11 protein-coding genes and 1 pseudogene are annotated in these 13,192 nt (G+C 63.3%); 6 read left to right on the plus strand and 6 right to left on the minus strand.

Annotated features, from left to right (window positions below; genetic code table 11):
• Positions 1–2: 2 nt before the first annotated feature.
• Entirely contained in the window at positions 3–455 is a 453-nt protein-coding gene (locus NKJ90_RS06070; protein WP_023761437.1) for a hypothetical protein, read from the minus strand.
• A gap of 150 nt (positions 456–605) precedes the next feature.
• Here NKJ90_RS06070 and NKJ90_RS06075 point away from each other — a divergent pair, with 150 nt between their 5' ends.
• Genes NKJ90_RS06075 through NKJ90_RS06085 form a run of 3 tightly spaced genes read left to right on the plus strand, consistent with a single transcriptional unit; the run spans position 606 to position 4,136 of the window.
• Entirely contained in the window at positions 606–1,979 is a 1,374-nt protein-coding gene (locus tag NKJ90_RS06075; RefSeq protein ID WP_023761436.1) for an aspartate aminotransferase family protein, read from the plus strand.
• Between the two features lie 32 nt (positions 1,980–2,011).
• Entirely contained in the window at positions 2,012–3,397 is a 1,386-nt protein-coding gene (locus NKJ90_RS06080) for a glutamine synthetase family protein (RefSeq protein ID WP_031260769.1), read from the plus strand.
• Between the two features lie 58 nt (positions 3,398–3,455).
• Positions 3,456–4,136: a UdgX family uracil-DNA binding protein gene (locus NKJ90_RS06085; protein ID WP_023761434.1), complete on the plus strand. Its 681-nt coding sequence runs from the start codon at positions 3,456–3,458 to the stop codon at positions 4,134–4,136.
• Positions 4,137–4,154: 18 nt separating this feature from the next.
• On the opposite strand, the gene NKJ90_RS06090 is transcribed toward NKJ90_RS06085, so the two are convergent.
• The 4 genes from NKJ90_RS06090 to NKJ90_RS06105 all read right to left on the minus strand — a co-directional run bounded on the left by NKJ90_RS06090 (position 4,155) and on the right by NKJ90_RS06105 (position 8,677).
• The gene (locus tag NKJ90_RS06090; protein WP_023761433.1) at positions 4,155–5,420 is read right to left on the minus strand and encodes a glycerate kinase type-2 family protein; all 1,266 of its coding nucleotides are present in this window, start codon (positions 5,418–5,420) and stop codon (positions 4,155–4,157) included.
• Positions 5,417–5,920 (minus strand): heme-degrading domain-containing protein, encoded by a 504-nt coding sequence (locus tag NKJ90_RS06095; RefSeq protein WP_023761432.1) that lies wholly within the window; start codon positions 5,918–5,920, stop codon positions 5,417–5,419. Before NKJ90_RS06095 ends, NKJ90_RS06090 begins: the two co-directional genes overlap by 4 nt.
• A 221-nt stretch (positions 5,921–6,141) precedes the next feature.
• A complete protein-coding gene (guaD, locus tag NKJ90_RS06100) occupies positions 6,142–7,458 on the minus strand; it encodes a guanine deaminase (protein WP_352485810.1) in 1,317 nt (438 codons plus the stop codon).
• 1 nt (position 7,459) lies between these two features.
• Positions 7,460–8,677, minus strand: coding sequence for a urate hydroxylase PuuD (locus tag NKJ90_RS06105; protein ID WP_023761431.1), 1,218 nt, complete (start codon positions 8,675–8,677; stop codon positions 7,460–7,462).
• Positions 8,678–8,809: 132 nt separating this feature from the next.
• Here NKJ90_RS06105 and NKJ90_RS06110 point away from each other — a divergent pair, with 132 nt between their 5' ends.
• The 3 genes and pseudogenes from NKJ90_RS06110 to NKJ90_RS06120 all read left to right on the plus strand — a co-directional run bounded on the left by NKJ90_RS06110 (position 8,810) and on the right by NKJ90_RS06120 (position 12,071).
• Positions 8,810–9,730, plus strand: coding sequence for a LysR family transcriptional regulator (locus tag NKJ90_RS06110; protein ID WP_023761430.1), 921 nt, complete (start codon positions 8,810–8,812; stop codon positions 9,728–9,730).
• A 102-nt stretch (positions 9,731–9,832) separates the two neighbouring features.
• A pseudogene (locus tag NKJ90_RS06115) lies at positions 9,833–10,815 on the plus strand (LLM class flavin-dependent oxidoreductase).
• Positions 10,812–12,071, plus strand: coding sequence for an LLM class flavin-dependent oxidoreductase (locus tag NKJ90_RS06120; RefSeq protein ID WP_023761429.1), 1,260 nt, complete (start codon positions 10,812–10,814; stop codon positions 12,069–12,071). Before NKJ90_RS06115 ends, NKJ90_RS06120 begins: the two are co-directional and overlap by 4 nt.
• A 19-nt stretch (positions 12,072–12,090) precedes the next feature.
• On the opposite strand, the gene xdhC is transcribed toward NKJ90_RS06120, so the two are convergent.
• Positions 12,091–13,164, minus strand: a complete 1,074-nt coding sequence (gene xdhC / locus NKJ90_RS06125) for a xanthine dehydrogenase accessory protein XdhC (protein WP_023761428.1) — start codon at positions 13,162–13,164, stop codon at positions 12,091–12,093.
• Positions 13,165–13,192 lie beyond the last annotated feature (28 nt).

A 13,192-nucleotide genomic window follows, 5' to 3' on the forward strand; every position in this document is an offset into this window, starting at 1 on the left:
ATTTACTCAGCCCCGCACGACACCTTGCCCGTCAACTCAACAGTCTTGCCGTCCTTGTCCGTGTCAGCGGATTTGTCATAGACGGCGAGCGTGTACTGACCGTCATAGACGCCCTCGTCGCTGGTCTTGGTCAGGATCGTCAGCTCGACATAGTTGTAGGTGTCTGCGAGCTGATGCTCGCGGTAGATGTTCAGCCGCAATTCCTTGCCGTCCAGCCAGTACTGGGTCAGATTGGAATCCTCGAACACGGTCTTGCGCAGGTCATCGCCGACCGGCCTCGTCTTGATTTCGAGATCGCCGCGAAAGTTGAAGGTCGGGTCGCCCATGCCTCTGGTGACGCCGGCACCGACGTCGAATGCCACAGCATCATCGTCAACGTTGCACCAGATGCCACCTGAGGCGAAGGCCGCGCTGGCCGATAACAACAGCGTTGCCACACCGATGATCGTCCGCATTTCTGTCCCCCATGGCCGCTTGTATTGGCGCTGACTTCGTCAACGGGGTCAAGCGGTGCCCATGCCGGCTGAGCCAATGCAGGACAGATGCGCGGCCAATTGCGTTTGCGGACACGGATTGGCTAAGAGTGGCGGACCAGAGGGAGTTTCATGCACACGTCAAAGACGTCCATCGGCGGCATCAGCCGCGACCGCATTGCCGAATTGCGCGAGACCGAAGGCGCGGCCTTCCGCAAGGCCCGGCCAAAGTCGCAAGCCAAGGCCGGCAATGGCCTGCCCGGCTTCTTCGGCGGCGTGCCGATGCACTGGATGAATGACTGGCCGACGCCGTTTCCGATCCTGGTCGACAGCGCCAAGGGCGCGACCATCACCGACATCGACGGTATCAGGCTCGACGATTTCTGCCTTGGCGACACCGGCTCGATGTTCGGCCATTCGCCGCCGCCGGTGGCGCGCGCCATCCGCCGCCAGGCTGGGCGCGGCCTGACCTATATGCTGCCTTCGGAAGACGCGATCGCCATCGGGCCGTTGCTACAACAGCGTTTCGGCCTGCCGTTCTGGCAGATCGCGACGACGGCGACCGACGCCAACCGCTTTGCATTGCGCGTCGCCCGCGCCGTCACTGGCCGGAAGAAAATCCTGGTCTTCAACGGCTGCTATCATGGCTCGGTCGACGAGACGATGGTACGGCTGGTCGATGGTTTCCCGGTCAACCGGCCGGGGCTTGCGGGCGAATTCCGCGACCTGACCCGCACCGCCAAGGTCATCGAGTTCAACGATGTTTCAGCACTCGAAGCCGCGCTCAAGGACAAGGATGTCGCCTGCGTCATCGCCGAACCGGTGCTGACCAATTCCTGCATGGTGCTGGCCGCTGCCGGTTTCCACAATGCGCTGCGCAGACTGACGCGCGAGGCCGGCACGCTGCTCTTGATCGACGAGACGCATACGATCTCGTCCGGCCCGGGCGGCTACACCAGGAAATACGGGCTGGAGCCCGACTTCTTCGTTCTGGGCAAGCCGATTGCCGGCGGCGTGCCGGCCAGCGTGTGGGGCATGAGCGACGACATCGCCTCGCGCTACGCCGATTACAACAGGACCAAGGAGCCGGGCTATTCCGGCATGGGCACGACGCTCTCGGCCAACCCGCTGCAATTCGCGGCGATGCGCGCCACGCTCGAAGAGGTGATGACGCAGGAAAATTACGACCGGATGGATCATCTGGCGCGGCGGCTGGATGCCGGGCTGACCGGCGTGATCGACCGCTACCGCCTGCCCTGGCATGTTTCCCGCGTCGGCGCGCGCGTCGAGTTCATCTGCGCGCCCGGCCCCTTGAGGAATGGCGCCGAGGCGGAGACAGCGCATGCGCCGGAACTGGAGGCAGCAATCCATGTCGCGCTGGTCAATCGCGGCGTGCTGATCGCACCCTTCCACAACATGATGCTGATCTCGCCGGCGACGTCAGGGGCCCAGGTCAGCCGGCTGATCGCCGCCTTCGGCACGGTTGCGGCAAAGCTTGCGGCATGAGACAAGCGGCGATGGACCACCCCAATGCCATGATGACCTCACCTTCGGGCTCGACGCCCACCGAGGCGCAAGCCTTTCTCGATGCCCATCCCGAGATCGAAGCCTTCGATATCGTGCTGACCGATGCCAATGGCGTCGGCCGCGGCAAGATCGTGCGCCGGCATGAGCTGAAAAGCATCTTCGAGGGCGGCCGCCATATGCCGATCTCGATCCTCGGCCTCGACATCACCGGCGAGGATGTGCACGAGACCGGGCTGATCTGGACGACAGGCGACGGCGATCTCAGGGCATGGCCGATTCCCGGCACGCTGGTGCCGCTCTACGGCACGAATCCGCCACGCGGCCAGTTGCTGATGGCCATGTACCAGCTCGACGGCCAGCCGATGTCATCGGATCCGCGCCTCGCGCTGGCACGGCAGGTCGACATATTGGCAGCCAAGGGTCTTTATCCGGCCGGTGCCTTCGAACTCGAATTTTTTCTTCTTGCCAATGAGCGCGATGCCGACGGCAAGGTGCAGCCGGCGCGCGCCGTGCTCGACGGTCGTGTCTCGGGCAAGACCGAGGTCTATTCCGTCGATCACCTGCATGGCATGGAGCCGCTGTTTTCCGACATCTATGCCGCCGCCAGGGCGCAAGGCATCCCGGCCGAGACGGTGATTTCCGAATATGCGCCGGGCCAATACGAACTGACGCTGAACTACCGCAAGGACGTGATGCGAGCAGCCGACGACCTCGTCATGCTGAAGCGGCTGGTCCGCGCGCAGGCGCGCCGCCACGGCGTCACCGCCTGTTTCATGGCCAAGCCGATCGAGAAATATGCCGGCTCGGGCATGCATTTTCATGTCTCGCTGCAGGACAGAGGGGGCCGAAACGTCTTTGCCGAAGCCGGCGGCGAGAGCTGGTCGCTGCCGCTGCTACAGGGGCTCGGTGGCTTGATCCAGACGATGGCGGAATCGATGCTGGTGTTTGCGCCGCACGCCAATTCCTGGCGGCGTTTCGTCTCGCAATCCTATGCACCGGTGGCGCCGACATGGGGTGTGAACAACCGCTCGGTGGCGCTGCGCGTGCCGGCGGGCGACGCCAAGAACCGGCGCATCGAGCACAGGCCGTCCGGCGTCGACGCCAACCCCTATTTGATAGCCGCGACCGTGCTGGCAGCTATAGTCAAGGGGCTCGACGAAGGTCTCGACCCCGGCCCCGAAACCACTGGCAACGGCTATGAGGCGGCAGTCACGCGCACGACCATGCCGGTCGATTGGCGCGCCGCAATCGAAGCGGCCAGGGCATCCAGCTTCCTGAAGGGCGCGCTCGGCGAGGACCTGCACCGGACCTTCGTGGCGATCAAGCAGTCGGAATATCTGCGCGTGGCGCGCACGGTCAGCGAACTGGATTACCATCTCTATCTGCACGAGGTGTAAGGAAAGGAACCATCGCCGATCTCGTTCATTTTAATATCGAAATAGACGAGGCAGGACGATGGCGACCACGGGCCTTCCGCATGAAGCGAAGATCCCTGCCCGGCGTGTTTCTATTGCACGTGCGGAGCCAATAGCGGACGAAGCCAAAGCCAGCTCGATCACGAACCTGCGCGAGGCCGCAGAGGGCTGCCGTCGCTGCCCGCTTTGGCGTCATGCGACGCAGACCGTGTTCGGCGAAGGCCCGGACGATGCCAAGGTGATCTTCGTCGGCGAACAGCCTGGTGATCAGGAGGATCTCGCCGGAAAGCCTTTCGTCGGGCCTGCAGGCAGGGTGTTCGACGCCATCCTTGATGACGCCGGGGTTGACCGTCAGAAAGTTTACGTCACCAACGCGGTCAAGCACTTCAAATTCGAACCGCGCGGCAAGCGGCGCATCCATTCCAAGCCGAATGCCGGCGAGATTCAGGCCTGCCGCTGGTGGCTCGACCAGGAGTTCGAGCTGATCAAGCCAAACATCGCCGTGGCACTCGGCGCGACAGCGGCGACGTCGCTGCTGGGCAAGCCGATTCCGGTGATGAAGATGCGCGGCCAGGTGGTCGAACGCGAGGACGGTTTGCGCGTCTTTGTCACTATTCATCCCTCCCTCATCCTGCGCATTCGTGAGCCTGCGGACAAGCAAGCCGAACGAGGCCGGTTCCTGGACGATATGAGAAAGGTGAAGCGGCTGATGGCCGCCTGAGATCACCTGGTGCTGGGATTATCCGACGAGGATTGCCCTGAGATCGTTGACATTCGTACCGGTCGGGCCCGGCACGAAAAGATCGCCAACCGCGTTGAAGGCCGTCCAGGCATTGTTGCCGGCCAGCATAGCCTTGGCATCGACCCCGGCTGCCCGCATGCGCGACACCGTCGAACCGTCGGCAAAGGCGCCGGCATTGTCTTCCGAACCGTCGACACCGTCGGTGTCGGCGGCCAGTGCATGAATGCCTTCGACGCCGCTGATGCCGATGGCGAACGCGAGCAGGAATTCCGAATTGCGGCCGCCCTTGCCCTTGGCACGAAGTGTCACCGTTGTTTCGCCACCCGACAGGATCAGCACTGGCTTTGGAAATGGGCGGTTGCGGGTCGCCACTTCGCGGGCGATCGCTGCGTGGACGCCGCCGACCTCGCGCGCTTCGCCTTCGATCGAGTCGGAGAGGATGACGGCCTCGACGCCTTGCCGTTTCGCTTCCGCGGCCGCTGCCTCGAGCGATACGCCGGCAGAGGCGATCAGATGTACCTCGTTGCGCGAAAAACGTTCATCCTCAGGACTTGGCGCATCGGCGGCCGGCGAATTGATATGCGCCATCACCGAGGCCGGCAGTTTCATGCCATAGGCTGATATCGATGCCAGAGCGTCTGCGCGGCTGCCTTTATCCGGAACCGTCGGGCCGGAGGCGACCAGCGCCGGGTCGTCGCCGGGAATATCGGAAACGACCAGCGACACCACCTTGGCCGGATACGCCGCGGCGGCCAGCCTGCCACCCTTGATGGCCGAAAGGTGCTTGCGGATGGTGTTCATCGCTGCGATTGGCGCGCCGGAGGCGAGCAGCGCCTCGTTGACGGCGATCTCGTCGGCCAGCGTCAGGGTGGCGGCCGGCGACGGCAGGAGCGCCGAGCCGCCGCCCGAAATCAGCGCCACGACCAGGTCGTCCACCGTCAACCCCTGGACCTTGGCGAGCAGGCGGCGCGAGGCTTCAAGCCCGGCTGCATCCGGCACCGGATGCGCGGCCTCGATGATCTCGATACGCTCGCATTTCGCGCCGTAGCCGTAGCGGGTGACGACCAGCCCTTCGATCGGACCGTCCCACATTTTCTCGAACGCCGCCGCCATCTGGGCCGAGCCTTTTCCCGCGCCAATGACGATGGTGCGGCCCTTAGGCCTGGCCGGCAAATGATCCCGGATGGTTCGTTCCGGATCGGCGGCGGCGACGGCCGCGTTGAAGATCGAGATAAGGAACGATTTGGGGTCGAGCACGGTCATTCGGCTTCCCGAGGCAATGCCAGCCCGCGCTTGTCGACGCCCAAATGATCGCACAGCGCATCGACCACGACGCCGTGATCCTGGCGCTCAGGCAGTCCGGAGACGGCGATCACACCGATGACGCCGGCGCCCTTGACGGTCACCGGAAAACCACCGCCGGCCAGCACATAGTCCGAAATGTCGAGGCCCTCACCGATCTTGAAGGTGCGGTCGGGGCGCTGCTGTTCCAGCACCATGCGGTAGGTGCTTTTCAGGAATCGCCTGACGACATTGATCTTGCGACGCGCCCAATCGGGATTGGACGCGTTCGAGCCGGGCATCGCGGCATAGAACAGCGGCCGATCGAAGGTCCTTATCTCGACGATAACAGGCAGGTTCTCGGCCAAAGCCCGTTTGCGGATGGCCGAGCCGATCTTGAACGCAACGGCCTCGTCGAAGACGGAGAAGACAAGGGTCTCTTCCTGTCTCTTGATCAGAGCGATGTCGTCAGCAACGGCCATTTTCTCTCTCCGAAAATCGTCACACGTCGTTTGTACGACAAGCTCCGCCCGGTCAAGCGCGCGTCGCGGCAGCCCCCTCATCCGGCCGCTTCGCGGCCACCTTCTCCCCGAGGGGAGAAGAGACGAGCACGGGCCTCGGCTTCCTCCTCTCCCCTCGGGGAGAGGTCGGATTGCCCCGAATTGCCCTTTGCAATTCGGTTGGCAATCCGGGTGAGGGGGTCTTACCCCGCGATCATGTCGCTCTTGGCGGGCCGCCCAGCGACATAAACCTCGCGGACAGCGCGGTCGTCGCCTAGCGTCTGCAGCAGGAACAATTCCTGCGCCAACGTCTCGACCGTTTCCATCCTGAGCCGCATTGCCGGTGTCGCCCTGGCATCCAGCACGACGATGTCGGCGTCGGTGCCTGCGTCCAGCGTGCCGATCCTTTCCGCCACCGACAGCGCCTCGGCATTGCCGCGCGTCAGCTGCCAGAAGGACTGGAACGGGTTCAGCTTCTCGCCGTTCAGTGCGATCACCTTGTAGCCCTCGTCCATGGTGCGCAGCATGGAATAGTTGGTGCCCCCGCCGACATCGGTGGCGGCGGCGATACGGATCGGCCTGTCGCGGCGGCGAAAGCGCTGATAGTCGAACAGGCCGGAACCAAGGAACAGGTTCGAGGTCGGACAGAACACCGCCACCGAACCCGAGGCCGAAAGCGCGTCCGCCTCGCGCTCCGACAAATGGATGCAATGGCCGAACAGGCTTTTTTTCCCCAACAGCCCATAGTGCTCGTAGACGTCGGTGTAGTCGCGCGACCACGGATAGAGTTCTTTCGTGAAGGCGATCTCGGCATGATTTTCCGACAGATGCGTCTGCATGTGCAGGTCGGGGTATTCCCGGCACAGCGCGCCGGCCATCTCCATCTGCTCCGGCGACGAGGTGATGGCGAAGCGCGGCGTGATGGCATAAAGCTGCCGTCCCTTGCCGTGCCACTCGGCGATCAGCGCCTTTGTGTCGTCGTAGCCGGATTGCGGAGTGTCGAGCACGCCGTCTGGCGCATTGCGGTCCATCATAACCTTGCCGGCTATGTTGAGCATGTTGCGGTCATGCGACTCTGCAAAGAAGGCTTCGGCAGAAGCCTTATGCACCGAGCAGTAGGCGGCGACCGTCGTGGTGCCGTGGCGCACCACCTCGTCGAGGAATAGCCGCGCTATGCGCCGGCCGTGCTGGGCGTTGGAGAACTTCGTTTCTTCCGGAAAAGTGTAGGTGTTCAGCCAGTCGAGCAGTTCTGCGCCATAGGAAGCGATGATCTGCATCTGCGGAAAATGCGCATGCGCGTCGATGAAGCCCGGCAGCAGCAGATGCGGCCGATGATCTATTTTTTTCACCGCTTCGCCAGCCTGCTTTTCAACTTCGGCATAGGCACCGGTGGCAACGATCCTGCCGTCGCGGATCAGCAGACCGCCATCCTCCTCGTAGCGCCAGGCGGAGTGGTCGTCGATGGTTTGCGGCCAGCGCTCGAAGGACAGCGTGCGGCCACGCAGAAGTGTCGAAATCATGCTATTTCCCTGCGCCTTCGAACCAGGCCACCAGCAGCGCGCGTTCCTTGTCGGTGATCTGGCTAACGTTGGCGGGCGGCATGGCGTGGCTGCGGCCGGCCTGAAGATAGATCTCACGGGCGTGGTTGGCGATATCCGCATCGTTATCCAGCATCACGCCCTTCGGCGCATGATAGATGCCCTCGTAGGCCGGCTCCGCCGCATGGCACATCGAGCAGCGGCCGAGCACGGTGTCGCGCACGGCCGGGAAATGCACCGAAGCGACATAGACCTGCGCGGCGGCCGATTGCCTGGGTTCGCCGGTCAGCACCTTCGGCACGGTCGACAGCCAGATGATGATGATGAACAGGACAAGTGCTGCCATCCAGGTCCAGGTCGGGTTGCCCTTGCGGGCATGGACGCTGTTGAAATAGTGCCGGATCAGCACGCCGATGATGAACACCAGCGAGGCGATGACCCAGTTGAACTCAGTGCCGAACGCCAGGGGATAGTGGTTCGACAGCATCAGGAACAGCACCGGCAGCGTCAGATAATTGTTGTGGAGCGAACGCTGCTTGGCGATCTTGCCGTATTTAGGGTCGGGCTTGCGGCCTGCGATGAGGTCGGCGACGACGATCTTCTGGTTGGGGATGATGACCATGAAGACATTGGCCGACATGATCGTCGCGGTGATGGCGCCCAGATGCAGGAAGGCGGCGCGGCCGGTGAACAAATGCGTCAGCCCCCAGGCGATGAACACCAGCACGCAGTAGAGCACCAGCATCAGGCCGGTGTCGCTCTTGCCAAGCGGCGAGCGGCACAGGAGATCATAGACCACCCAGCCGACGCCGATGGTTGCCAGCGACAGCAGGATACCGACCGGCACTGACATCGGCAGCACGTTGGGATCGATCAGGAACAGATCAGCTCCGGCATAATAGACGACGCACAGCATGGCGAAACCGGACAGCCAGGTGGCGTAGGATTCCCATTTGAACCAGGTCAGGTGCTCGGGCATCTCGGCCGGCGCCACAAGGTATTTCTGGATGTGGTAGAAGCCGCCGCCATGCACCTGCCATTCCTCGCCGAAGGCACCGGCAGGCATGCCCGGCCGCTGGCGCAGGCCGAGATCGAGCGCGACGAAGTAGAACGACGAGCCGATCCAGGCGATGCCGGTGATGACATGCAGCCAGCGCACGGCGAAGCTCAGCCAGTCCCAGAAAATCGCGAAATCCATCATTGAAGTCGTCCCTGCCGATTGGGTGACTTTACGGGCTGGAGCGCAAACGGAAAGGGGCGAGGTGCACGATGACTTTCAAAAAAAAATGGAAAATACTAGGCTTATCGCTGCAAACCGGCGAAAGTGCTCCGCATGGCCTATCTCGACAACATCGCCGTCTTCGTCCGCGTCGTCGAACTCGGCAATCTGTCGGCCGCCGGGCGCGACATGCGCATTTCGCCGGCGGTGGCCTCCAACCGCATCAAGGAGTTGGAGAAACATCTTGGCGTGCGGCTTTTCAACCGCACCACGCGGCAATTGATGCCGACCGAACACGGCACGGTTTTTTATTCAGGTGCCAAGCAGGTGCTGGAGGCGATCACCGAGGCCGAAGCGGCTGTCTCGGCCCTTTCCGGCCAGCCCCGCGGTACCATCCGTGTCACGGCACCTTTGGGTCTCGGCCGCCGGCTGGTGGCTTCGGGCATACCCGATTTCCACGACAAATACCCTGATATCGAGGTGCGGCTCAGGCTTTCGGACCACAATGTCGACATCATGAAGGAGGGCATCGACGTCGCCTTCCGGCTCGGCATCATCGAGGATTCCAGCCTCAGAATGCGTGGCATCATGGAATGCGAGCGCGTGCTGGTGGCGGCGCCGAAATACCTAGAGGCGCGCGGCGAACCGTTGGAGCCACAGGAGCTGATCGGCAAGAAACACGACTGCCTGATGCTGCGCTACTCCGGCGCGCGCGAATATGTGTGGACGCTGCAGACACCCGCAGGCCCGCAGAAATTCGAAGTGCACGGCCCCTACGACACCGACGATGGCGACGTGTTGACCAGCTGGGCGCTGTCGGGGCGTGGCATTATCAACAAGCCGCGCTTCGAGGTCGAGCCGTTTATCCGCGACCAGCGCCTGAAAGTGATCCTGAGCAACACGCCGCCGACGCCGGTGCAGTTCGCCGCCGTTTATCCGCACAAGAAGCTGCAGGATCCAAAAGTGCGGCTCCTGCTCGACTTCATGGCCGAGCGCTGCCAGCGGCTGATCAACGATCTGCTGGCCGGCAAGTAATGTCCTCGTGGCCCATCCGGGGCAGTTGCCCTGGGCGAAAGCCAGCCTAGGTTGGTAGCCGGATGGCTGCACGCTATCGCTGATAGCCAAATGGACAGCAGAATGCATCTCGCCGTTTCGCTCAACATCGCTTCCACCGCAGGGCAGACCGGCCCGACATTCAGTGAGATAGCCGGCTTCGTGCGAAAGGCCGAGGCGGCAGTATCGACATGGTCGTTATCTCCGACTCATTGGCGAGCGGCGAGCCGTCCAGCAGTCCCTTCGAAGCGACGACGCTCATCGCCGCACTGGCGACAGTGACGAGCAGGATCGGCCTCGTTGCCGCAGCCTCGACAATTGCCCACCAGCCCTACAATCTGGCGCGCCGTTTTGCCTCGCTCGACATCATCAGCCATGGCCGAGCCGGCTGGAACGCGACCATGACGCAAGCGCCACGCGAGGCCGCCAATTTCAGCCGGCCCGAAGGCTTTTCCGGCGACGATCTTCGCCGTCGCACGCAGGAATATATCGGCATCGTTCAGGGCCTGTGGCAGGGCTGGGATGCGGACGCACTGCTGTTCGACCAAAGCGGAGGCCGCTTTCACGACCCCGAAAAGATGCACTTTCTCGACCACCAGGGCGAGTTCTTCTCCGTGCGCGGACCGCTGAACGTCGCGCGGTCGCCGCAGGACACGCCGGTGCTTGTCTTGTCGGATCTGTCGGAGCCCGATCTGGATATTGTCGCTCGCGCCGCCGATGTGATCCTGCTGGGCGACGGACCGATCGAGAGTGCGAAAGCACACTATGACGAACTGAGGTGCCGTGTTGCCGCCTGCGGACGCGACCCGGATGCCGTGAAGGCGCTGAGGAACGTCGCGTCTATCGCCGATAGTAAGCCGGCTGCCGTCATCGACAGATTGGAAGAAGAATTCCGCGCAACAAGCTGCGACGGGTTCAACATCCAGATGCCGGCACAGCTTTCCGCGCTCGACGATTTCTTCGATCTGGTCTTGCCGGCTTTGCGACGGCGCGGCCTTTTTCGACAGAGCTATCGCGGCGCAACCTTGCGCTCGCATCTGGGGCTTGCCGGCGGAGGTGACCAATGACCGCTCGCCAAATGAAGCTAGGCGCCTTCCTGTGGGCGACAGGGCACCACATCGCCGCCTGGCGCCACCCCAAGGCGCACGTGACCGCCGGAATCGACATCGACCATTACATCCAGCTGGCACGTACGGCGGAGGCGGCGAAACTCGACATGGTGTTCTGCGAGGACGCTGCCGGCCTGCGCGAAGCAAATATCGACATCGCCAGCCAAACGTCGCGCTCGATCGGTTTCGAGCCGATCAGCCTGCTGTCGGCGCTAGCCGCCCAGACCAGCCGCATCGGCCTCGTCTCGACCGCGTCGACCAGCTACAACGAGCCATACGGGCTGGCGAGGGCCTTTCTGTCGCTCGACCATCTAAGTGGCGGCCGGGCCGGCTGGAACCTGGTCACCTCGGCCAGTCCCATCGAAGCAGCCAATTTCGGTTCGACGGGCCTCAAGCCCCATGCCGACCGCTACGAACGGGCGCGTGAGTTCGCCGAAGTGGTCGCCGGGCTTTGGCATGGCAAGCTCGATGAAGCTTCCAGTCATGCCGGCCAAAGCTTCTCGGTGCGGGATCCGCTCGACCTGCCGCGTTCGCCGCAAGGCGCGCCTGTCATGGTCCAGGCCGGCGCCTCTGATGTCGGCCGCGACCTCGCCGCCCGCACCGCAGACGTGGTGTTCACCGCCGCGCAGACCTTCGAGGAAGCGAAGGCCTTTTATGACGATCTCAAGGGGCGCATGGCGGCCTATGAGCGTGAGCCGGGCGACATCAAGATCATGCCCGCCGTAGCGCCAGTGGTGGCGGAGACCGATGCAGAGGCCCAGGAGAAATACGCAGAATTGCAGGAGCTGATCCCCGACGATGTCGGCGTGGCGCTGCTCTCCAGCTATCTCAGCATCTCCGATCTGTGGCGCTATCCGATCGACGGGCCGCTACCGCAGCTGCCCGAGAGCGAGGGGATGAAGAGCCGGCAAGCACTGGTGATCGAGCAGTCTCGCCGCGACAACCTTTCCATCCGCCAGCTTGCCCGCCATTTCGCCGGCGCCCGCGGCCATTGGCGCATCGTCGGCACAGCCGCCCAAATCGCCGACGAGTTGCAGGCACGGTTCGAGGGCGGTGCGGCCGATGGCTTCAACGTCATGCCCTCGTATTTCCCCGGAGAGCTCGATGCCTTTGCGACGCTGGTCGTGCCGGAACTGCAGCGGCGCGGCCTGTTCCGCACCGACTATGAGGGTCGCACACTGCGCGACCATCTGGGGCTGAAGCGACCTGCATGAAATGCGTGGAGGCGCAAGCTTAGCCGGCAATCACCTTGTCGTGCGAAACCTGATAGCTGACATTGGATGATGAGGCGTGCATGACCAGCGCCGTCATGATCTCGGCCGCCGCAAGCGCCGCGATGACTTGCGGCCGCTTGTCCTTGACGGCGTCGCCGCCGATCGGCGAAATGAGGCGGGCAAATTCCGCCTCGCTGCCATCCGCCGATTTCAGGAACCAGTTCTTGAACGTCGCTTTCTTGGTCTTCGACCCGATCATGCCGACATAGGCGGCGTCGCCGCGTTTCAGCGCTTCAGCCACGATCAGGAAATCCAGTGCATGGTCGTGGGTGAGGATGGCGAAGGCGGCCCCCGCAGGAGCATCGCGCACCATAGCTTCCGGTATCGGCGTCAGCCGGGTCTCGACGGTTTCGGGCATGCCTTCCAGCGCCTCGGCCCGCGTCTCGATGACGACGCCATGCACGGGAAGAAGTGCGATCGTCGACGCCAGCGCCTGGCCGACATGGCCGCCGCCGAAGATATAGACATGCGGCAGATGCGCTTCTTCTGCCTCCGCAGCCGCAACCAGCTCGGCGGCGAGCGCCGCATCGACCAGCCGGATCAGCACTTCGACGCGCCCACCGCAGCATTGGCCGATTTCAGGGCCTAGCGGAACGTCGAGGGTGGCGCGAATATCCCTCCTCCTTGAGGGGAGGGTGGCGGCGAAGCCGTCGGGTGGGGTCGCCGCGGCAGTGCTCGACGTTTTAGGTCGCGCGCTGCCTCTGCCGACCCCCTCTGGCCGCTTCGCGGCTGGCCCTTCGCCATGGCTCCGGGCGTTCGTCACTGAAAAGGCCAAATCATTGGCTTTTTCTCGGCCTTCGGCCGAACACTTCTCACCGCCGTCGAGGGGGGAGAAAAGCATCTGCCTGGCTTTGTCGATGGCCATGTATTCGAGCTGACCGCCGCCGATCGTGCCCAGGATTGCCGATTGCGAGACGAGCATGAGCGCGCCCTTCTCGCGTGGCGTCGACCCTTTCGTGCCGGCGACCTCGACCAAAGCGATGCGGCCTTGACCAGCAAGGAAGTCTTTGAGGCTTTGCACTTTCGAATTCATCATTCGTGTTCCCGTGCGGGAAACATAG

The sequence above is a fragment of the Mesorhizobium sp. M0051 genome, from assembly GCF_040323235.1.
In the GTDB taxonomy this organism is placed as follows: Bacteria; Pseudomonadota; Alphaproteobacteria; order Rhizobiales; family Rhizobiaceae; genus Mesorhizobium.